The sequence below is a fragment of the Streptomyces sp. YIM S03343 genome (assembly GCF_054729195.1).
The window spans coordinates 6,674,186-6,694,608 of the sequence record NZ_JBPUKX010000001.1; the positions used below are offsets into that span (position 1 = coordinate 6,674,186).

Below are 20,423 nucleotides of genomic sequence, written 5' to 3' on the forward strand. Positions count from 1 at the left end.
TTGACGGGGCGCACGCCGGGCGGAAGGGAAGCGGAAGGGAAGCGGAAGGGAAGGGGGGAAGGGAAGCGGAGACGAGGGCGGAACGGAACTGGCAGGTACCCCGGCCGGGCCAGGTAGCCTTGCCCCGTGCCCCGTCTGTCTGAAGTCATCGCCGCGCTGGAAACTCTGTGGCCCGCCGAACGGGCCGAGTCCTGGGACGCGGTCGGCACGGTCACCGGAGACCCGGACCAGGAGGTCGCGCGGGTCCTGTTCGCCGTGGACCCCGTACAGGACATCGTCGACGAGGCGGTGGCGCTGGACGCGGACCTGCTGGTCACGCACCACCCGCTCTACCTCCGCGGTACGACCACGGTGGCGGCCTCCACCTTCAAGGGCCGCGTGGTGCACACCCTGATCAAGAACGACGTGGCGCTGCACGTGGCCCACACCAACGCGGACACGGCCGACCCGGGAGTTTCCGACGCGCTCGCCGCCGCCCTGGACCTCCGTGTCGTACGACCTCTCGTACCCGACCCCACCGACCCGGCGGGCCGCCGGGGCCTCGGCCGGATCTGCGAGCTGGACCACCCCCTGACGGTGGCCGAGTTCGCCGCCCGCGCCGCGGAACGCCTGCCGGCCACCGCGCAGGGCATCCGGGTGGCGGGCGACCCGTCGGCGCGGGTCCGCACGGTCGCGGTGAGCGGCGGCTCCGGCGACAGCCTCTTCGACGCGGTGCGGGCGGCCGGGGTGGACGCGTATCTCACCGCGGACCTGCGCCACCACCCCACCTCCGAAGCCGTGGAACACAGCCCGATCGCGCTGCTCGACGCGGCGCACTGGGCCACCGAGTGGCCGTGGTGCGAGCAGGCCGCGAGCCAGCTCGACGAGATCTCCGACCGCCATGGATGGGGCCTGCGCGTCCACGTCTCGAAGACGGTCACCGACCCCTGGACCGCCCAGGTGGCGTCCTCCATCCCGACCTCTAGCGCACTGGGAGCCCCCAACTGAACGCCGCGCCCGCCGACCAGATCCGACTTCTCGACGTCCAGGCCCTGGACGTACGCCTCCAGCAACTGGCGTACAAGCGGCGCTCGCTGCCCGAGCACGCCGAGATCGAGTCGCTCACCAAGGACGCCGCCCAGCAGCGCGACCTGCTGGTGGCCGCGCAGACCGAGGAGGGCGACTGCGCCCGCGAGCAGACCAAGGCCGAGCAGGACGTCGACCAGGTCCGCCAGCGCGCCGTCCGCGACCAGCAGCGCCTGGACTCCGGCGCGATCACCTCGCCGAAGGACCTGGAGAACCTCCAGCGGGAGATCGTGTCCCTCGCCAAGCGGCAGGGCGACCTGGAGGACATCGTCCTGGAGGTCATGGAGCGCCGCGAGTCCGCGCAGGAGCGGGTCGCCGAACTGACCGAGCGGGTCGGCTCGGTGCAGTCGAAGATCGACGACGCGACGGGGCGCCGGGCCGCCGCGTTCGAGGAGATCGACGGCGAGGTCGCCTCGGTCACCAAGGAGCGCGAGGTCGTCGCGGGCTCGGTCCCGGCCGACCTGCTGAAGCTCTACGACAAGCTGCGCGAGCAGCAGGGCGGCATCGGCGCGGCCAAGCTGTACCAGCGCACCTGCCAGGGCTGCCGCCAGGAACTGGCCATCACCGAACTGAACGAGGTCCGCTCGGCGGCCCCCGACACGGTGGTCCGCTGCGAGAACTGCCGCCGCATCCTGGTGCGTACGGCGGAGTCCGGACTGTAGAGATCGCAGAGGTCGTAAAGGTCGTAGAAAGGCGTTTGCCGGTGGCGCGGGAGTTGATCGTCGAGGCGGACGGCGGTTCGAGGGGCAACCCGGGCCCCGCCGGCTACGGCAGTGTGGTGATCGACGCGACGACGGGGGAGACCCTGGCGGAGGCGGCGGAGTACATCGGCGTGGCGACGAACAACGTGGCGGAGTACAGGGGTCTGCTGGCAGGCCTGCGAACGGCTTTCGCGCTGGACGACACCGCCACCGTCCACGTCCGCATGGACTCCAAGCTGGTCGTCGAGCAGATGTCGGGCCGCTGGCAGATCAAGCACCCGGCGATGCGCCCGCTGGCGACGGAGGCGGCGAGGATCTTCCCGCCGGACCGGGTGACGTACGAGTGGATCCCGAGGGAGCGCAACAAGCACGCGGACCGCTTGGCGAACGAGGCGATGGACGCGGGCGGCCGGGGCGAGCAGTGGAAGCCGACGGCGAGTGGAGGCGGATCGGCTACGGCGGCTGAGGTGGCCGACGTACGAGCGGCAAGGCAACTGGCCGAGCCGTCACGGACAACAACAGCCCCCGGCTGGTCATCGGCACCCGACCTGGGCGCACCCGCGACCTTCGTCCTCCTCCGCCACGGCGAGACCCCACTGACTCCCCAGAAACGCTTCTCGGGCAGCGGAGGCACGGACCCGTCGCTCTCCGAGGTGGGCCGAGACCAGGCGGAACGAGCGGCGGCATCGCTGGCCGGCAGGGGCACGATCCAGGCGATAGTGGCGTCCCCACTGGCCAGAACCCGGGAGACGGCAGGCATCGTAGCCGCCCGCCTGGGCCTGGACGTGGCGGTGGACGACGGCCTGAGGGAAACGCACTTCGGCGCCTGGGAGGGCCTGACCTTCGCCGAGGTCCGCGACCGCTACCCCGACGACCTGAACACGTGGCTCGCAGACCCGGAGGCCGAACCGACCGGCGGGGGCGAGAGCTTCACGGCGACGGCGGAACGGATAGCGGAGACACGCGACCGGCTGGTGGCGGCGTACACGGGCCGCACGGTACTGCTGGTTACGCACGTCACCCCGATCAAGACGTTCGTACGCCTGGCTCTGGGAGCCCCGCCGGAGTCGATGTTCCGCATGGAGCTGTCGGCGGCATCGATGTCGGTGGTGGCGTACTACGGGGACGGGAACGCGAGCGTGAGGCTGGTGAACGACACGTCGCACCTGCGGTGAGCGGGGGGCCGGCTGGCCTTAGTGGACGTCGTCGACGAGAACGTCGAGGGCCCAGCCGCTTTTCTGCCCCATCGAGGCGGCCGTTTCCACCGTGTACCCCAGATCACGCAGGGCGGAGACGAGTTCGGCGGGCCCACTCGGGGAGACACCGGCCGTGAGCAGACTGCGCACGATGCGCCCTTTGGTGGCCTTGTTGAAGTGGCTGACGACCTTCCGGGTGGGCGTGTGCAGCACGCGCACGGCAACGGTCCGCGATGCGACGTCCCCGGAAGGCTTCCAGGCGGCGGCATAGGCGGCAGACCGCAGATCGAGCACCACCTCGCTCGCACCGGCCGCCTCGGGAAGCACGGAGGCCATCGCCCTGCGCCAGTGCGCCCCGAGCCCCCCGACCCCAGGCAGCTTGACGCCCATCGAACACCGATAGGAAGGAATGAGATCGGTGAGCCGGACGGCACCCCAGAGCCCGGAGAACACAAGAACTGACCGGGCGGCTCGTTGCTCTGCGGCGGCATCGAGGGAGGGGAGCCCGAGGGCGTCGTAGAGCACGCCGCTGTAGATCTCCCCGGCAGGCCGGGCCCCGGCGGTGAGCAGCCGTGCATTCTTCCCGACCTCACCACGAAGCCCGTCACTGAGCCCGAGCACCTCACGGGCCTTGTCCTCATCACCGGAACACAGCTCGACGAGCTCGCTGAGCACGGCTTGCCGAGCATCATGGAGCCCCGGCAGCGACAGCCGGTCCAGCCGCAACGGCGCGCCCTGCCCGGAGGGAGCCTTGCCTTCGGAGGGAGGCAGGAGGACGAGCAAGGGGGCTCCTCGGAGGTGTCGCTGCTGTTCGGGCTCCGGGACAGCGTAGCGGCGTAGGTCCCGTCACTCTCCGGGCCCCTGTGCCACGATCGAGGTAACGGTCCCCGACTTCATGGACAGGTGATCTCGCGATGCCCGAGTCTGGCGAGCGACGAGAGAAGGAGGGGCGGGACATGACTGCCATCGCCCATGAGCCGCTCACGCCGGCAGAGGTCCTCCTGGAGGGATTCCTCGCCCTGGACACCCCGGAGGGTTTCCGCGCCGAGCTGATCGAAGGGGAGATCGTCGTGACACCGCCGCCGGACGGGGACCATGAGGACTACATCGGCCTGATCGTGAGCCAGGTGATCAGAAAGTCCCGGATCGCCATGCAGTTCTCCGGCAACAAGGGACTGAAACTCCGCAGCGGTGGCGCCTGCCCGAAGGACCACGTGATCCCGGACGGCACCTTCGCTCCGACCGAATTGCGGCTGTACCGGGGTGCCGATTCCTGGATGCCCTCCGACGGCGTGGCGATGGTCCTGGAGGTGACGTCGACCAGGCCGAAGGCCGACCGCGAGACGAAACGCCGCTGCTACGCCCGGGCGGGCATCCCCCTCTACCTGCTGGTGGACAGGGACGACGCCTCGCTCACCCTGTTCAGCGACCCGGAGAACGACGACTACCGCCAGCTCTGCACGCTCCCCTTCGGCAAGCCGCTCACCCTGCCGGAACCGTTCGCGCTGGAGCTGGAGACGACGGATTTCCTCTGACCCAGTAGGGAAGGGAACCGACCTCACCCGGCGCCCGGTACCATGGTCCACACGGCAGACGAGCCGGGCGGACGGCCGCGTGGAGCCCTTGACGGGTGCTCCCCGAGGAACGTCCGGGCTCCACAGGGCAGGGTGGTGGCTAACGGCCACCCGGGGTGACCCGCGGGACAGTGCCACAGAAAGCAGACCGCCGGGGACCTCGGTCCTCGGTAAGGGTGAAACGGCGGTGTAAGAGACCACCAGTGCCCAGGGTGACCTGGGCAGCTAGGTAAACCCCACCTGGAGCAAGGTCAAAAGGAAGCACTCCGGTGCTTCTGCGCGGACGATCGAGGGCTGCCCGCCCGAGCCCGCGGGTAGACCGCACGAGGCCGGCGGCAACGCCGGCCCTAGATGGATGGCCGTCGCCGGGCGGTTCGCGAGAGCCACCCGGAACAGAACCCGGCGTACAGCCCGACTCGTCTGCCGCTCACATCGTTGACCTGCGCGCCCCGGTCAAATCTCTTGATCCACATCGCTGCTGGGGAGAATCTGGGGAGATCCAGAATCGGCGGGGAGAACAGCCGGCCCGGCGTCCGGCGCGACCCACTCGCCGAGCGCGGTGAGACCCCTGCGTGTGTCGGGTGACGTGGAACCCCTCCTCGCGCGGCATCCTCCACCGCACCCGCTTCAGGCTGCCTTGCTTCCGTTTGCCATGCCAGGATCTCGTCATGGCCAATGCGCGCCAGGGGCCCTCGATCCGCAACGCTGTTGTCGTGACCGCTTCCGTCCACTGAGAATCCCACGGCGCATGTGCCACCGCCGAGTCGGAGTTTCGAAAGTGCTTTTCGACGTCACACGCAGCGAGCTCGTCAACATCTTCGGCGAGGACCGGATCGCGACCGTGCCCGCCACCGCCTTCCCGCCCGTCGCCGCGGACACCGAAGGCGCCCGCCTCCTGCAGACCCTCGGTGTCCCCACCGGGACGCTTCTGCTGCGTCAGCCCGACGAGGCCGACGGCCTGCTGCCCCTCGTCCAGGACGTCGTCTACGTCGAGGACTTCGAGGACGCCGCGGGCGACTGGCCCGTCATCGGCTGGCTGCTCAACGCGCACCTCGCCCTCGACCTCGTCTCTGGCAGGGTGTACGCCTTCGACCCCGACGAGGAGACCGCGCAGGAACTCCACACGGACGTCTCCTCCCTCGTCCAGGTCACCCTCCGGTTCCAGCGCCTGCTCGAAGAGTTCACCTTCAGTGGCGACGAGGACGACGAGGAGGCCGACTTCGAGCGCCTGGACGGCGAGCTCGATCACATCCGCGAGGAGACGAGCAGCATCGACCCGCTCCCCTTCCAGGACGACGACACCGTCTGGTCGATCGTGGGCGACGAGATCGCCATGGGCCGGCGCTTTATGGGCAACAGCCCGGGAGCCCGCTCGCACCACGGGTGATCGTAGGCCGAGGCCGCCCACGCACCGCGTCGTCTGTGCGGTGCGCAGGCCGCCTTCCTGCGGACCGGTCTCCTCCCCGGGGCCTCATCCACCCATTCTGGGCGGCGTGAGTGGGGCGATCTCCCTGTCGAAGAAGTCGTGGAAGTCGTCCCCGCGTTCGTAGAGTTCCTCGAAACCGGTCGTGGTCTCCTGGATCAGGGCTCGGTCGGTGAAGCGGTTGGCGCCCATCGCGTTTCCATCCTCGTCGTAGAGGACCTCGTACATGGCGACATCGCCGAGGATCACCACCTCGGGAACAGGGCGGTCCTTCTCGATGTCCGAGATCTTGCGGGCGTCGAGCACCTTGATGTTGTCGCCCAGTTCCACACGCAGACGCAGGACGAAGAGCTCCCACTGAATGTAAGGGGTTACCGGGAATTCCACCACGCGAAGGCGACGCTCCAGAATGCCGAGGCGTGCTGCTTCGTGGAACTGCCGTGTGTAGACTTCGCGTTTCTCCTCGATGAGGGGCAGTGCGCGGTCCCATTCTCCGGCAGCGAAGGCTTCCCAGCTGGCGAATCCGCGTTCTTTGAAATTCTGCCCTCGTTCGAGTTTGCGGAGGTGGTGAATTCCGCTCTCGTGGACTCTGCGGAAGTCCGCGTGGTATGCGGGGCGATCCATGCGTTCGGAGACCCCGTGCGGGAAGGAGTCAAACATTCGGGATATCCGGTTTCGCCGCGATCAGCATGTTCCTCGGGATGACCACGAGTCGTTCGTCCGCTCCGACGGAGACCCCGGGTGGCAGCTTCCTGCTCAGGGATTCTGTGAGGTCACGGCCGATGACGACGATGTCCCCGTTCTCGAGCTCCCAGATGTCGGGGCAGTCAGGGTTGTCGGTCGTGTTCCCTAATTCCTGTGGTGACTTCCCGAGCCGCCGTTTGAATGTCGTGGTCGGATCGGCTTCCCACGGCCTCGTCATGGCCATCGCCCCCTCGATCGGGCCAGAGTGTCATTACTGTAGCGTTGAGCGGGTCGGCCCAGCCATGTGATTGTGGTCAGAAACGGTGCGATATCAAAGAGCAACATATGCGGGCTATCTGCAATATAATCCGAAGATTCGGAAAGTTGTAGGCAGGGGGAACTTTGGTCCCAGCGGCAGCCTTACTCACTCATGACCCCATCGGCCAAGACGCCCTGGCGGGCCGATGACGGGCTCCATGGACGGCCGCGCCGAGGATCGTGGCCGTGTCTACCAGTCGTCGGGTGACCAGCACATCAGCGAGTACCACTACCACGGTGACGAAGCAGCACCGCCCGTCGGCCCCGACTCGGTGCGCCGTCCGGCCGTCGGCCGCCCTCCGGGTGTACTGCGTGACCGCGCCGAGGTACTGGAGCGGCTGAGGGCGGGGCGCAGCGGCGAGGTGTACGTGCTGTACGGCATGGGTGGCTGCGGCAAGACCGCCGTCGCCTATACGTTTTTCCAGCTCGCCACCGGCGATGGCGGCAGGGTGGGGCTGTGGGTCAGCGCCTCCGACCGGGCCAGCCTGCGCGCCGGCATGCTCGCCGTCGCTGCCGACCGTGGCGCGGACGACGGCGAACTGCTCGCCGCTCGCAACGGACTTCGCCCCGCGGCCGATCTCGTCTGGCAGTACCTTGACCGCTCTGCCGAGCCGTGGCTGCTCGTGCTCGACAACGCCGACCAGCCCGAGATCCTCCGGGACGGCAACTGGTTGCGCACCAGCCCGCAGGGCGTGGTCGTGGTGACCACGCGCCGGTCGGCTTCCCACTGGTGGCCGGGAGCAGAGTTGCAGCACATCGGCGTACTGCCGCGTGACGACGCCGCGCGGGTGCTGCAGGACCTCGCCCCGCACAGTGGCACACAGGAGGAGGCCGCGGAGATCGCGGAACGGCTCGGCCGCCTGCCGCTCGCTTTGACGCTGGCAGGCGGATTCCTTTCCCAACAAGTGCTCGATCCCTGGACATTGGAGACCTACGGGCGTCGGCTTGAGGAGGGCGAAGGAGTCGAGCTCATCGATCGCGGCGCCGACGCCCTGTCCCAGGAGGATCCTCGTCATCTGGTCGGCCTGACCTGGCAGTTGACGCTCGATGCGTTCGGGGCCCGCGGTCTGCCCGAGGCAACCGCTCTGCTCAGGCTCCTGTCGCGCTTCGCCCCCGAGCCCTTGCCGCTGCTTCTGCTCAACCGCCCTGAGATCTGCGGTGTTCTTCCGCGTTCCCGCTGCGAAATCGCTCTGAGAGCGCTGCTCGACCAGTCGTTGACCGAGTTGGTGGATGTCGGCGTGCGGTGTGTGCAGAGCCACGGGGTGCTGCTCGACAGCGTCGCCGCGGCGACCCCGGCGGACCAGGTGCCGGTCCTCGGCGCGACAGCGGTCCGGCTGCTCGACGCCGTCGTGCCCGGCGTGCCCGACGCGGGTCCGTACGATCCGCTGCTCCGGCTGCTGGTACCCCACGGACTCGCCCTGCTGCGACGCGCTGCCGACCCGCAGGTCACGGCGGAAGCGCTGGCCGTGGTGACCCGACTCTCCACGGCCCTGCACCGCACGGGGGACTACCTGTCCGCCTGGGAGACCGCCCGGACGGCAGCGGACCTCGGCGAACGCCGACTGGGCGCGGATCACCGCCTCGTACTGGCGGCTCGCTCCAGGTCCGGACGGGCGCTCTTCCGGCTCGGCAGGTACGCGGAGGCGGAACAGTTACTCGCGCATGTGCGCGGCCCTCAGGAGCGGCTCTTCGGTGCCGACGACCCCGACACGTTGGACAGCTGCCACGGCTTACAGCTCGTGCTCGGCAATCTCGGACGACGGGACGAGGCCATCGAGCTCCTCCGAGCCACGGCCGACGGCAGACGAAGGACGCTGGGCCCCGAGCACCCGCTGACATTGCGCTCCCGCTCAAGCCTGCTGGTCCTGTTGTCCGCATCCGAACTCGTCGCCGAGGAAGACGGAGCACTGCTCGATCTGCCCTCGCAGTGCGTACGGTTCCTCGGCCCCGACCACACGGTGACCTTGGGCGCCCACCACAACCATGCCTGGGCGCTGTATCTGTTGGGCCGTTTCGACGAGGCGGACGAGGAGATCCACCTGGTCACCGAGGCGTACCGGCGACGCTACGGGCCCGACTACCCGATCGCGCTCTCGGCCCGCCAACTGCTGTCCCGGACCCAGGCCGCGCGGGGTCACCTGGACGAGGCGATCGAGAACATGACGGCAGTCGCGGCCAGCCGGGAACGGGGCCTGGGAGCCGACCATCCCTTCACAGTGGCCAGTCGGCAACTGCTGAGCGAACTCACCTCTGGGCGGTGGCAGCCGCCCACAGTGTGACGGCCAGGTGCCCGTGCTCACCGTCCCTGCAGCACTTCATCCACCACGTCAAGGAGAGCAAGTGGACCCGAACGTACTGGCACTCGCGGGAACTGCAGGTACGACCGTAGTCGCGCTGATGGCGACTGACGCGTGGGAACAGACTCGACGAGGCATCGTCTCCCTCTGGCGGCGGTTCCGACCGCAGGAGGCGGAAGAGGTGGATGGCCTTCTGTCGCGATCGCGTGAGTCCCTCCTCGGGGGCGGGGACCAGTCCGCCGTCGAAAGCGAGTGGCAGCTCCGGCTCGGTGCTCTGCTGGCCGGACACCCGGACGCCGTGGGCGCACTGTCGTCCCTGCTGAGCGAGCTGAGCTTCGACTCGGGCGGCCAGGTGATCAGTGGAACCGTGCACCTCGAAGCACACGCCGAGGGCAGTGGCCAGATCTACCAGTCCGCCCGAGATCAGACCGTCAACCGCTACCGCTGATCTGGCATGAACGAGAGGGGAGTACGGACGCGGGAGCCCTGCCGTCGGAACCGACCCGGCAGGGCTCCCGCGGTCGTACGAGCGTCAGATGTCCCGCTCTGGCGAGGCCAGCTCGACGAACCCCGTCCACGCTTCACGCGACACCGTGAGGACGGGGCCGGTGACGTTCTTGGAGTCCCGGACGTGCACAACTGCCGTAGCAGCTGCGACCTCTACGCATTCGCCGCCCTCGGTTCCGCTGTAGCTGCTCTTGAACCAGGCGAGGCCGGAGGCGACGGTCGAGGACTCGGCACCATTCATAGCGATCCCAGCAACCTTTCGATGAACTCCGTTGACTCTCGCGGACTGAGAGCCTGTGACCGGATAATCCCATAAAGCGCGCCAGCCAGAACCCCTTGTTCCGGGTCGGTTTGCAGAGAGCCGACACCGCGTGCCTCGGCGTAGACGAACTTCTTCCCGTCCTTGCGCGTGACGACCGTGAACGGCCCGTTCACGCCGGCGTTGTCCTCACGGTCGAGTGGCATGACCTGGATCTCGACATTGCGCTTCTGGCCGATCAGCAGCAGGTGCTCCAGTTGCCCACGCAGCACTTGCTTGCCCCCGTACGGGCGCCGCAGGAGCGACTCGTCCAGCACAAAGCTCAGGAACGGCGCGGGGCGACGATCGAAGATGTCCTGCCGGGCCAGCCGTGATCCCACGCGCTGCTCCACGGTCTCCTCGTCCAGGGGAGGACGCCTCATGGCAAGCAGCCCCCTCATGTACTCCGGGGTCTGGAGCAGGCCGTTGAGGACCGGCATGCTGTACGAAACGAGCTCAACCGCCTCCTTCTCCAGCGCCGCCATCCCCTGGAAGAACACCGGATACTGTGCCTTCTCCAGCTCCTCCTTCCACAGGCACAGCAACCCGCCCGCGTCCAGCGCCACGTCCGACTCGTCGATCGTCCTTGGCGAGGGGATCCTGCGCCCCTGCTCGAACGAGGCCACCGTCGCGGGCGAGTAGCCGATCCGGCGTCCGAACTCGGCGCGGTCCAGGCCCGCTCGGAGCCGGAGTGTCTTCATGGTCTGCCCGAAGGCCAGGACCACGCCCTTCACGACACTGTTCTCGGGCCGTCGCCCGCCTCCGTCGTCGCTGTCCCACTCGTCCGCGACGCCGACAACCGCCGTAACGCCGCTGTCCGGAGCCGCTACGGCCTCCGCAACCTCACTCGTACGCTCTGTCATGAACCACCGCCTCCCCCGGCCAACGCCCCGTAGTGGGACGTCGTCACGCCGTGCGTTTCGTACTCGTCGACGCACCGCACCGACAACAGGCCGGAGTCAGTGCGTCACCACTCGTAACGCTACGCCACGGGCCGCACTCTGTTCGGCATGACGAACAAACCCGCCAGTCTCACCGGCACCACCGAACTCACCGCCCCCATCGGCCCCATCGGCCCCTTGCCACCCGCAGACCGCACGACGGACCGCACGTTCGAGATGCGGTTCACCTCCACCCCGCGCGGCGCCCGCCTCGCCCGCCGCCTGGCCGCGCTCCGCCTGGATGAGTGGGGTGTCCGGTACGGCACCGAGCCGCACGACGACATCGTGCTGATCGTCGGGGAGTTGGCGTCGAACGCCGTCCTGCACGGGCACGTCCCCGGCCGGGACTTCCGTGTGCGGCTGTGCGTCGAGCCCCGCTCCGGGACCGTCCGCGTGGAGGTCACCGACACCCGCGCCGAACGTCTCCCGCGGCGGTCGGGCACCCCGGAGGTCGTCGGTACGGAGGACTCGGGCCGCGGTCTGCTCCTGGTGTCCGGCCTGGCCACCCGCTGGGACTGGCGCCCCCGCCCGGACGGCCCCGGCAAGACCGTATGGGCGGAATACCCCCTCCACGGGTAGACCCTGCCGCGTGCGGGCTGAAGGCTGACCGTGGCGGCGGCCCGGCCACAGCCGTTAAGAACCGGGGTGCAGCGGCAGCACGAGGGCGAAGCTCGCGCCGCGCCCCCGCCCCGGCGACGACGCCGTGACATCCCCGCCGTGCCCACGCGCGATCCCGCGGGCGATCGTCAGGCCGACGCCGGAACCGGAGGACCGGCGGGACTGCCCGGGTTGCCCGGGTGCACGGTAGAAGCGCTCGAAGACGCGCTTGACGTCCTCTGCGGCCAGACCCACGCCGGTATCGGTCACCGCGACCTCGCCACGGCCGTCGCAGCAGCGTGCGGTGAGCGTGACGGTGCCGTCGGCGGGGGTGGCGAGCAGGGCGTTGCCCAGCAGGTTGGTCAGTATCTGGGTGATCCTGTCCGGATCGGCGCGTACCGGTACGACCGTGTCGGCGTCGACGACCAGGGTGAGGTGCGCGTCGTCGAACTGCGGCGCGAGTCGGGCGGCGGCGCGTCGGGCCAGAGCCGCCAGGTCGGCGTCGACGAGATGCAGATCGACGCGCTGTTCCTCGGCGCGGGACAGGCCGGACAGGTCGTCGGCGAGCCGGTGCAGTCGGCGCAGTTCCTCGCTGAGGGAGGCCAGGGTGTCCGGGCTCGCGGTGAACACACCGTCGATCAGGCCTTCGACGTAGCCGTCGAGTGCGGTCAGGGGGGTGCGCATCTCGTGGGCGACGTCGCCGAGCAGTCGGGTGCGCCGTGTCTCGGTCTCGGCCAGCGTGTGCCCGAGGGTGTTGACGTCGGTTGCCAGCGCGGCCAGTTCCGGTTCGGACGCAAGCGGGACGTCGACGTCGTATCGTCCGGCGGCGATCTGCCGGGTCGCGGTGCGCACGGCATCGAGCGGGCGCAGCAGGCGGCGGGTGACGAATGCCGCGAGGACTCCGGCGGCGGTGACACCGGCCAGGACGCCCACGAGCAGGGCGGTGTCGAGGGCGGTCCGGAAGGCGTCGTGCACCTGCGCCCCGTTTGCCTGGCCGCCCATGCCGGACATGTGGCCGTTCCCGTTCATCATCCCCATGCGCTGGTCGAACAGGTGCGGGGCGAGCAGCCGTACCGTCAGATAGGCCACGAGGGCGCCGACCACGGCCACAGCCGTATGGGAGACGAACAGCCGCAGGGGCAGACGCGTCCTCATCGCGGCCGGCCCACGAACTTGTAGCCGACGCCGCGCACGGTGGCGATCAGATGCGGATCGCCCGCGTCGTCGCCCAGCCGTGCGCGCAGACTGCGGATGTGGACGTCGACGACGCGCTCGTCGCCGTAGAAGTCGTAACCCCATACGCGCTGCAGCAGTTGCGCGCGGGAGAAGACCCGGCCCGGCGCGTCGGCCAGCGCGGTGAGCAGGTCGAACTCGAGGCTCGACAGCGTCACCGGCTTCCCTTCCACCGTCACTTCGCGGCCTGCGGGCTCGATGGTCAAGCCGTCGAAACGCAGCGGTGCGTCCTGGCCGGCATGCGCACCCCGGCCGCGGCGCAGCACCGCTTTCACCCGGGCGGTGACCTCACGCGGGCTGAACGGCTTGGTCACGTAGTCGTCCGCGCCCACGCCGAGTCCGACGAGCTTGTCGACCTCCTCCGCTCTCGCCGTGACCATGATCACGTAGGTGTCGCTGAAGCCGCGCAGCCGCCGGAGCACCTCCAGGCCGTCGATCCCCGGCAGCATCACGTCCAGCAGCACCAGGTCGGGCGGCTCGCCCCGGAGCGCGGCGAGCGCCGCCTCTCCGTCGGCGGCCTCCGCCACCTCGAAACCGTCCGCCTCCAGATAGCCCCGCAGGACTCTCCTTATATGCGGCTCGTCATCGACCACCAGCACCCGCGGCATGGGCCTGCCCTCACTCCTCGAACGACACCACGGCCAGGCAGCACCGTATGCACGGCTGCCTGGCCGCGTACAACGACTCGCCCCGGAAAGCGGCCGGGGCGGCCGACGTCACATGCCGCCCACGTCACATGCCGCCCATCCGCATCCCCATCGAGCCGTATCCCGCACCGGATCCATTGCCGGAACCACGGCCGGATCCACCCATCGACCCACCCATCGACCCACCCATCGACCCGCCCATGGACCCGCCCATGGACCCACGGGCGGTGTCCACCATGGCGTCGATGCGGCTCTTGACCTGCGCGAGAATCGTCTTCCGCTGCTCGGCCGTCAGCGAGGTGTTGTCGTCGAGCTTGTTCTCGACCGCCGCGACCATCGCGTTCTTGAGCCCGGACACCGACTTGCCCTGCGCCTTGGCGAGGTCCGCGAGCGTCTTGCCCTCGTGCATCCGGTTCTGCAGGTCGGTGAGGCTCAGGCCGAGGTACTTCGCCGCGGCGTTCATGGGCGCGTGGTCGCCGAACGCCATGCCATGCATGCCACCGTAGCCATCGCCGCACAGGCGGCCCGACGCGGCGGACGTCGTGCTCGCGGAGGGCGAGCCCGGGGCGCCGGTCGCCGCCTGCGCGATACCGACACCACCGGCCAGCGCTCCGGCGACCCCGAGCGCCACCACTCCTCGCGTCACGTTCTTACGGTTCAGCTTCATCGCCCTCGGCTCCCTGGCTCGTATCCCGATGTGTTCACCAGCATCGGAGCGCGGCATGAAGCAACCACCGGCGCTCGTATGAAGCGTCTGTGAAGGCAGGCCCGGAATCTTGGGCGGCGGCGGTGCGTACAGCGCGCCGGAACGGCAGGGCGGCTGGTCGGCCCGGCGGCCGGAAGGCCCCAACCCGTTCCTTGGGGGTCTCATCCACCCATTCCAGCCGGTGCCAGAGTCCTCGCGTCCGCCGACCGGTTTTCAGTGGGTCATCCAGCCGAGGAGAGCCGCTCCCAGCTGATTGATCGGACCGAGGTGCCCGTTCTGGTTCTCATCCCGTGCCTCCGGTTCCTGTTACCCGGCGCACTCCGCATCAGAAACCACGGCTCGCACCGGGCGGCGGTTCCCGCGACCGGGCCGGTTCCGAAGGGCTGCCGCGGGGAAGCGCTTCATTTCTCGGCCGGGGCGGGGCTCCGCATGTGACCGACGTCGGTAGTGTGCTCCTTCCCCACACGCCCCGGACAGACGCGGTCGGAAACGGGTCGGGCGTTCAAAGCCGGGGCGTTCGCACGCCTCGAGCTGTTTCGCCCATGCGCTGCTGGGCGTGGTGCTTTTCCTCGTGGGAGTCGTGCTCAGTACGGGAGCCGTGCCTCTGCTGGCCGACGGGGGCCGGTTCTTTGTGGAGCGCATCGGCCCGCTGTAGATCAGCCATGGTGCCAAAGGCCGCGAGCCGACGCGCGGGGCCTTCGGCACCATGGCCGATCGGAATCGGACCGGCGGGGCCCGTTCGTGACCTGCTGGGCACACGCGGCGGAAGCCGCTCCTCACACCTGCGGGTCCACCGAGCGCAGCAGTTCGAGCAGGCCCTGGGCAGGGAGCGGCTGGTCGTCGGTGATCGGGTCGGGGCTGACGACCGGCTCTCGCAGCTTTTCGGCGATCCGGCTGCGGTCGCGGCTGCGGAGGCCGACGCTGAGCGGTTGACTCTCGGCTGGAGAACGGAGTACCTGCTCCCCGCCGAGAGTCTTCCGCCGGAAGCGTCTGATGTACATCTGCTACATTCGTGACATGAGTGAACCGGTAGTCGAATCCATGGCCGAGGTCCGCAGTCACCTCGCCGACGTCATCGACCGGGCCCACCGGGAGGAGACGCCGACGATCATCACCCGGCGTGGCAGGCAGGAAGCCGTCGTCGTCGACATCGAGGAGTACCAGCGTCTGCGGCGGATCGCCGAGGACGCGGAGGAGGTCTGGCTCAACCGGCTGGCGGACGAGGCGGAGTCCGAGGGCACGGAAGGGTCGGTCTCGCTGGAGGAGATGGCCGCGCTGCTCCGGACCCGTGGGGAGTGACCGCACATGGGGTACGTCACGCGGTTCACTCCGCACGCACAGCGGGACATGCTCAAGGTCCCGCGTCCGGACGCCCTGCGGATTCTCCACCGCCTCGCCGAGCTCCAGAAGGCGATGGACCGGGACGACACCACGGCCTTCGACATCAAGGCCCTCCAGGGGCACAGCGCCCGCTGGCGTCTGAGGGTCGGTGACTACCGAGTTGTCTACACGATCGAGGACGGCCGGCTGATCGTGTGGGTCCTGGCCGTCGGCAATCGCCGCGAGGTCTACCGTCACGTTCCCTGAGCCGGTGACCGGGCTGCCGGAACCTGGGTGAACCGGGGGCACTGCCGGTGCCCGGTCGTAAAGTGGGCGTGATCAGTGCCCGGTCGTAAAGTGGGCGTGATCACTTGCGGCCGGTATGGTCCCCGGGCGCCCCGGTGGCCGTAGCGGACCGCGGGGACACGGGAGACGGGGGCGATGGCGTGTCATGAGGCCCACACTGGCCGCGCAGATACTGCGTGAGACGACGGTCGAGTATCTGACGACGACGTTCGCCGCTGGCCGAGCCCGATACCCAGAAGGTGCTGGAGGACTTCCTCAGTGACCCCGCCGACGGCCTCTTCCGGGGGCCGTGCCTGCGGATCAGGCGGCCGTTCCGCCCGGTGGCGGACGGCTGGCGGCGGCACCTGGACTGGTATCCGGCCGAGTTCACCCCATACGTCTGTCCGGTGGCGACCTCCGCGACCCTGGGGTCGGGCGGCCCGGCAGGCGGCCCCGGGGCCATGCTGAGGGTGGCCTCCCAGGTGTTCGGGACGCGCTTCCCCGAGGAAGCGGTGGTGGGGGAGGACCGACGGGACGCTGAGGAGTTCCTGTCGCCCGTCGACCGCTCCCTGCCGCTGCCGCTGCCGTCGCCCGCGGAGCTGGCCGCCCTGCCCGACCCTGCGCACATCCCGGCAAGCACGGACGCCGTCGCCCGCGCCACCGTCGAATGCGACACGGCCGATCCGCGTGAGCTGGGGCGGCGGCTGCTGGCCCACCCCCTCACCTACGCCCTGTCATCGCGTCAGCCATGCCCTGCCCATGCCCGGCGCATGCCCAGCCATGCCCGTACGAAGGGCCGCACACCCGGGAAGAGCCTCGTTGCCGCGAGGACGGCCCCGCCGGGAACGCGGGTCGAGTAACCCGACAGCAGGGTTGTCAGATCAGGTGGGTGCGCGAGATCGTTCGAGGCGATACTGCCGATGCCGTCTGCTGGAGGACCTCCGTGACCGAACCAGCGCCCGCGTCGTTGCCCGACCCGCCCTACTACGCCGTGGTGTTCACCGCCGTGCGGACCGCCGGCGACAACGGCTACGGCGAGAGAAACGAGCGGATGATGAAACTGGCCGCCGATCAGCCGGGATTCCTCGGTGTCGATTCCGCTCGCGGTGCGGACGGCCTGGGGATCACGGTGTCGTACTGGAGGGACTTGGACTCGATCGCCGCTTGGCGGGATCACGCAGAACACGCCCTGGCCCGAGCACACGGACGCGAGCACTGGTATGCCTCGTTCTCACTCCACGTGGCCAAGGTCGAGCGCGCCTACGGGTTTACCGGTGGGTTTGCGTGAGAGCCCCGGCGTTCGCGCCGGCATGGCGTTGAACGGGTCGGCCCGGCCACGTGATTGCTAGTAAGGAGTCGTGTCGCACCAGGTCTCCGCCCAGGCGAAGGCGCCGTACTTGTTGGCCGCGCGTACGGACTCCTCGCGCAGTGGCCGCACACCTCGGCGTCGAGCAGGTCGGCGGCCTGCTGCGCGATGCGCGCGAGGACATCGGCGGGCAGCCACGCCTTGTCGGCGGCCGACGGCCGGGCCTGCTCCGGTGCGGCCAACAGAGGTCGTTGTTGTCGTTGTTGTAGTCGTTGTCAATTCCGGTGAAAGCGAGGACGCGCGGGCGGCGGCATCGCTTCTGGTCGCCCTCCGCAGGACCTACGAATCGAGCCGGGCTCGGAGGCCCATCAGGAGCCGATTGCCTGTGGGTAGTCGAAGAAGCGGCTCGGATCGTACTGCCGCTTCACGTGGATCAGCCGGGGGTAGTTCGCACCGTAGTACGCCTGGCGCCAGTCCCTCAGCTCTGGATCGGGAAAATTCTGGTACGAGCGCTCAGGGGGCGCGCCGTCGAAGATGGCGTCGTAGAAATCCTGGAGCCAGCGCAGATTGGCGGCGGCGACATCGGGGCTGTCCCAGTCCGCCCAGGAGGTCTCGGCGGCCAGGATGAACACGCCGTCCCGGTGCACGAACGCGGTTGCCTCCGGTGGCACCTGGTTGATCTCGCCGCCGAGCGCGAACATCGCGAACCCGGCTCCGTCCTCGTTGCCGCTGCCCGGCCAGGCGAGAAGCTGCTCGGCTGCGGCACTGACCTGCTTGTCGGTGAGGAGTGTCCGGGAGGTCAGGATCCCTGACTTGGAGGCGAACTTCTCCACGGGAGTGGTGGCGCTGAGCAGCGTACTCGCCTGGGCCGGGGTGACCTCCCGGACGGCGGCGCGGTTGCGGGCACGCTCGTCGGCCGTGCCGATGGCAAGCAGCGGGGTGAGGATCGCCCGCAGCTCATCGATGGTTCCGTAGTGCTGGCCGATTACATTGACATTGGCGTTCGTGCGGATCTCGTCCCGGGTCCGCCCGTGGGTGCCGATGCCGAGGCGGCAGTGGAACCGCTTGTTGTCCAAGGTGTCCTTGACGATCTGTTGTGTGGCCGCCATCACCGGCAGTACGGAGTCCAGGCTCCAGCGGAACTGGTAGAACCCCACGTCGCCCTGGAACTGCTCGTACTGGAACGTGAACGAGGTGTGCACCCCGAAGTTGTTGCCCGCGCCGCCCCGGCAGCCCCAGAACAGATCGGGCTCCGAATCCTCACCGGCCTCGACCACCCGGCCGTCCGCCAGCACGACGGTCGTGGCGACCAGCCGGTCGCAGGTCAGGCCGAACATCTTGTCGCTGAAGCCGATACCTCCGCCCAGCACCAGCCCCGCGACCCCGACCGAGGGACAGCGGCCGGTCGGTACGAACATGCCCTGGTCCTCGAGCAGCGGGTGCAGGTCGCCGTTGGTGACCCCGGCCCCGACGGTGACGGTGCCCGCGTCATGGACGACCTTGATCGGCCCGTATGCCCGGGCGCGGGCGGCTCTTTGCCGCGGAGTGGAGACGATGCTCTTCATCCGGCTCATGTTGAGCAGCAGGCCCGTGGTGGTGGAGTAGCCGGCGTAGTTGTGTCCCAGCCCGGTACGAGGCACGGCGGGCAGCCCCACCGCGCGGGCCCAGCGGATTGCCTCGCTCACGTCCTTCGTGGTGGCGCAGGCGACGATTCCGGCGGGGTGGGTCCCGGCGTACCGGTGGTTGAACGGGATCGCCAGCGGAGGGTAGCCCGGGGTTCGCGGCCGGTAGAGGGTGGCGCCGGGGGAGAGTGACGCAGCCAGCCGCTCCCAGTCCCGACGGCTGACCGACCCCGCTGCCTCGGTTGCCGCGGCCGCATCGGGCGACGCCGTCAGAGCCACCGCCCCGGCGCCGAGGGTGCATGCCCGCAATACGTCCCGTCTGTTGATCACTGTGGCCTGCCTTCGCGAAACCGCCGAAGGCCCGGTTGCCTCCATAACGAGCGGTCACCCGATCGTCGCCACCGCGGCCGCTCAGCGTGGCCGGCCCACAAGCCCCCACAAGCCGGCCACTCGAAAGCGTGCCTCTCGTGCGGCCTGATGGCCGAGCGAGGGGGCGCTCAAGCCCGACACCTCGATCCGGATCGTCCCCGGTGCGAGTGACAGCCGCAGATGGAAGTCCCGCCCCGGCACTGTCCCGTGGGTCACGGTGTTCGCGCAGATTTCGACGGCAATGAGGGTGACTGTCTCGTTGACGGTGGTGTTGTAGGGGTACCCCCAGTCATGCAGCCGGTGCGCGACCAGCCGACGGGCGAGCCGCGCGCCCCCGGGGGCTGGAGGTGAAGCACAACTCGAACTCGTGCGGGGAAGCAGGCGGGTTGGTGAGGGCTGCGGCGGGGGTGAGTGCGCTGTGCATGCGTCCACCGTTGCGCCCGATGACTGCCGGTGACCAGGCGTGAGGCGTCTACGACGGAGAGTGTCGGCGTTTGGGTGGGTGCAGTAGGCGATGTGAGGTGAAACCATGTTGACCGGGCCACGACCGTTCATCAACAATGCGGCACCTTCATGCAATTGCCAGGACACCGATTTCAAGGAGTGCCCTCCGTTGTGGAGACGAACGACATATCCCCCCCGCCCGGACTTCCTGGCCTTCGGTCTGTATCCGAACCTCATGGAATGGGGGTCATGATGTCTTCGACAGTCGGCGACACTCCGCCCCTGGCTGATTCAGCCGACCGGGGCACGATCACCGCTCCCCGGCTGGCGGCCAGGGTCGCGCAGGTCTTCATCGCGGCGCAGACCGCCGTGCAACTCGTCATCGGCGCAGCAGGTGGGTCGCAGATGCCGGGATTCCAAGTCGCGGTACAAATTCTGCTCTGGACAGTCACCGGATCGGTTGTCAGCTTCCTGGTGTGGTTCCGGCGGTGTCGGCGCAACGCCGAGCTCTTTGCGCCAGGTACGCAGAAGCACCCGTCCGGCTTCGCTGTCGGCGGGTGGTTCATCCCGGTGGCGATGTGGTGGATTCCACGCCGGGTGACGGCCGACATCTGGCGGGCCAGCGGGGTCACGGGCACTGCCTGGCTGGTCGATGTCTGGTGGGCGGCGTGGTTGCTCAAGTCGGTCGGGGCGGGGATCGTGACCCAGGCCGGCGGTCCGTCGGTCTACGTGACGGCGGCCGTTGTGGCTCTCCCCGCCGGGGTGCTGGCCGTGGCGCTGATCGAGCGGATCACCACCGCTCAGGCGGCGCGGCTTTCCGTCTGAGTGTGATGTACGGTAGCCGATCCACTACGGCTCGCACGTGCGGGTTGTCCTGCCTGTGTCCTCGT

General features: G+C 69.1%; 23 protein-coding genes and 1 other RNA gene. 14 read left to right on the forward strand and 10 right to left on the reverse strand.

What is annotated here, in order from left to right; genetic code table 11:
- Positions 1-126: 126 nt before the first annotated feature.
- Genes ACSYGN_RS29500 through ACSYGN_RS29510 form a run of 3 tightly spaced genes read left to right on the forward strand, consistent with a single transcriptional unit; the run spans position 127 to position 2,941 of the window.
- The gene (locus ACSYGN_RS29500) at positions 127-987 is read left to right on the forward strand and encodes a Nif3-like dinuclear metal center hexameric protein (RefSeq protein WP_460400894.1); all 861 of its coding nucleotides are present in this window, start codon (positions 127-129) and stop codon (positions 985-987) included.
- Complete coding sequence (locus ACSYGN_RS29505) at positions 984-1,727, forward strand: zinc ribbon domain-containing protein (protein WP_460403815.1); 744 nt, start codon at positions 984-986, stop codon at positions 1,725-1,727. The genes ACSYGN_RS29500 and ACSYGN_RS29505 overlap by 4 nt, the downstream gene beginning before the upstream one ends.
- A gap of 41 nt (positions 1,728-1,768) precedes the next feature.
- Positions 1,769-2,941 (forward strand): bifunctional RNase H/acid phosphatase, encoded by a 1,173-nt coding sequence (locus ACSYGN_RS29510; RefSeq protein WP_460400896.1) that lies wholly within the window; start codon positions 1,769-1,771, stop codon positions 2,939-2,941.
- A gap of 18 nt (positions 2,942-2,959) precedes the next feature.
- On the opposite strand, the gene yaaA is transcribed toward ACSYGN_RS29510, so the two are convergent.
- A complete protein-coding gene (yaaA, locus tag ACSYGN_RS29515) occupies positions 2,960-3,745 on the reverse strand; it encodes a peroxide stress protein YaaA (protein ID WP_460400898.1) in 786 nt (261 codons plus the stop codon).
- A 173-nt stretch (positions 3,746-3,918) separates the two neighbouring features.
- Here yaaA and ACSYGN_RS29520 point away from each other — a divergent pair, with 173 nt between their 5' ends.
- The 3 genes from ACSYGN_RS29520 to ACSYGN_RS29530 all read left to right on the forward strand — a co-directional run bounded on the left by ACSYGN_RS29520 (position 3,919) and on the right by ACSYGN_RS29530 (position 5,923).
- A complete protein-coding gene (locus ACSYGN_RS29520) occupies positions 3,919-4,497 on the forward strand; it encodes a Uma2 family endonuclease (RefSeq protein WP_460400900.1) in 579 nt (192 codons plus the stop codon).
- A gap of 59 nt (positions 4,498-4,556) precedes the next feature.
- An RNA gene (gene rnpB, locus ACSYGN_RS29525) (RNase P RNA component class A) lies at positions 4,557-4,959 on the forward strand.
- A 355-nt stretch (positions 4,960-5,314) separates the two neighbouring features.
- Entirely contained in the window at positions 5,315-5,923 is a 609-nt protein-coding gene (locus ACSYGN_RS29530) for an SUKH-4 family immunity protein (RefSeq protein WP_460400902.1), read from the forward strand.
- An 84-nt stretch (positions 5,924-6,007) separates the two neighbouring features.
- Here ACSYGN_RS29530 and ACSYGN_RS29535 read toward each other — a convergent pair whose 3' ends face one another.
- Together ACSYGN_RS29535 and ACSYGN_RS29540 are read right to left on the reverse strand one after the other, a co-directional pair.
- A complete protein-coding gene (locus ACSYGN_RS29535; protein ID WP_460400904.1) occupies positions 6,008-6,619 on the reverse strand; it encodes a DUF6879 family protein in 612 nt (203 codons plus the stop codon).
- Positions 6,612-6,881, reverse strand: coding sequence for a hypothetical protein (locus ACSYGN_RS29540; RefSeq protein WP_460400906.1), 270 nt, complete (start codon positions 6,879-6,881; stop codon positions 6,612-6,614). The genes ACSYGN_RS29535 and ACSYGN_RS29540 overlap by 8 nt, the downstream gene beginning before the upstream one ends.
- A 226-nt stretch (positions 6,882-7,107) precedes the next feature.
- Here ACSYGN_RS29540 and ACSYGN_RS29545 point away from each other — a divergent pair, with 226 nt between their 5' ends.
- Entirely contained in the window at positions 7,108-9,240 is a 2,133-nt protein-coding gene (locus ACSYGN_RS29545; protein ID WP_460400908.1) for a tetratricopeptide repeat protein, read from the forward strand.
- Positions 9,241-9,301: 61 nt separating this feature from the next.
- Positions 9,302-9,706, forward strand: a complete 405-nt coding sequence (locus tag ACSYGN_RS29550; RefSeq protein WP_460400910.1) for a hypothetical protein — start codon at positions 9,302-9,304, stop codon at positions 9,704-9,706.
- Between the two features lie 84 nt (positions 9,707-9,790).
- On the opposite strand, the gene ACSYGN_RS29555 is transcribed toward ACSYGN_RS29550, so the two are convergent.
- Together ACSYGN_RS29555 and ACSYGN_RS29560 are read right to left on the reverse strand one after the other, a co-directional pair.
- Entirely contained in the window at positions 9,791-10,006 is a 216-nt protein-coding gene (locus ACSYGN_RS29555; protein WP_460400911.1) for a DUF397 domain-containing protein, read from the reverse strand.
- The gene (locus tag ACSYGN_RS29560) at positions 10,003-10,926 is read right to left on the reverse strand and encodes a helix-turn-helix domain-containing protein (RefSeq protein ID WP_460400913.1); all 924 of its coding nucleotides are present in this window, start codon (positions 10,924-10,926) and stop codon (positions 10,003-10,005) included. Before ACSYGN_RS29560 ends, ACSYGN_RS29555 begins: the two co-directional genes overlap by 4 nt.
- Positions 10,927-11,073: 147 nt before the next feature.
- Here ACSYGN_RS29560 and ACSYGN_RS29565 point away from each other — a divergent pair, with 147 nt between their 5' ends.
- Complete coding sequence (locus ACSYGN_RS29565; RefSeq protein ID WP_460400915.1) at positions 11,074-11,583, forward strand: ATP-binding protein; 510 nt, start codon at positions 11,074-11,076, stop codon at positions 11,581-11,583.
- Positions 11,584-11,637: 54 nt separating this feature from the next.
- Here the strand turns inward: ACSYGN_RS29565 and ACSYGN_RS29570 are convergent, their stop codons facing one another.
- The 4 genes from ACSYGN_RS29570 to ACSYGN_RS29585 all read right to left on the reverse strand — a co-directional run bounded on the left by ACSYGN_RS29570 (position 11,638) and on the right by ACSYGN_RS29585 (position 15,188).
- Positions 11,638-12,756, reverse strand: coding sequence for a sensor histidine kinase (locus ACSYGN_RS29570; RefSeq protein WP_460400917.1), 1,119 nt, complete (start codon positions 12,754-12,756; stop codon positions 11,638-11,640).
- Positions 12,753-13,442, reverse strand: coding sequence for a response regulator (locus ACSYGN_RS29575; RefSeq protein ID WP_460400919.1), 690 nt, complete (start codon positions 13,440-13,442; stop codon positions 12,753-12,755). The genes ACSYGN_RS29570 and ACSYGN_RS29575 overlap by 4 nt, the downstream gene beginning before the upstream one ends.
- A 124-nt stretch (positions 13,443-13,566) precedes the next feature.
- A complete protein-coding gene (locus ACSYGN_RS29580) occupies positions 13,567-14,148 on the reverse strand; it encodes a hypothetical protein (protein ID WP_460400921.1) in 582 nt (193 codons plus the stop codon).
- Between the two features lie 815 nt (positions 14,149-14,963).
- The gene (locus ACSYGN_RS29585) at positions 14,964-15,188 is read right to left on the reverse strand and encodes a hypothetical protein (RefSeq protein WP_460400923.1); all 225 of its coding nucleotides are present in this window, start codon (positions 15,186-15,188) and stop codon (positions 14,964-14,966) included.
- Positions 15,189-15,204: 16 nt separating this feature from the next.
- On the opposite strand from ACSYGN_RS29585, the gene ACSYGN_RS29590 reads away from it, so the two are divergent.
- From ACSYGN_RS29590 to ACSYGN_RS29605, 4 genes are all read left to right on the forward strand, one after another.
- Positions 15,205-15,486, forward strand: a complete 282-nt coding sequence (locus ACSYGN_RS29590; RefSeq protein ID WP_460400925.1) for a type II toxin-antitoxin system Phd/YefM family antitoxin — start codon at positions 15,205-15,207, stop codon at positions 15,484-15,486.
- 6 nt (positions 15,487-15,492) lie between these two features.
- Positions 15,493-15,774, forward strand: coding sequence for a type II toxin-antitoxin system RelE family toxin (locus ACSYGN_RS29595; RefSeq protein ID WP_460400927.1), 282 nt, complete (start codon positions 15,493-15,495; stop codon positions 15,772-15,774).
- Positions 15,775-16,052: 278 nt separating this feature from the next.
- Positions 16,053-16,652 (forward strand): hypothetical protein, encoded by a 600-nt coding sequence (locus ACSYGN_RS29600; protein ID WP_460400929.1) that lies wholly within the window; start codon positions 16,053-16,055, stop codon positions 16,650-16,652.
- A gap of 83 nt (positions 16,653-16,735) precedes the next feature.
- Entirely contained in the window at positions 16,736-17,080 is a 345-nt protein-coding gene (locus ACSYGN_RS29605) for an antibiotic biosynthesis monooxygenase family protein (RefSeq protein ID WP_460400931.1), read from the forward strand.
- 386 nt (positions 17,081-17,466) lie between these two features.
- Here ACSYGN_RS29605 and ACSYGN_RS29610 read toward each other — a convergent pair whose 3' ends face one another.
- Positions 17,467-19,050: an FAD-binding oxidoreductase gene (locus ACSYGN_RS29610; RefSeq protein WP_460400933.1), complete on the reverse strand. Its 1,584-nt coding sequence runs from the start codon at positions 19,048-19,050 to the stop codon at positions 17,467-17,469.
- 723 nt (positions 19,051-19,773) lie between these two features.
- Between ACSYGN_RS29610 and ACSYGN_RS29615 the strand changes: the two genes are divergently transcribed.
- Positions 19,774-20,358, forward strand: a complete 585-nt coding sequence (locus tag ACSYGN_RS29615) for a DUF4328 domain-containing protein (protein WP_460400935.1) — start codon at positions 19,774-19,776, stop codon at positions 20,356-20,358.
- The last annotated feature ends 65 nt before the right edge of the window (positions 20,359-20,423 follow it).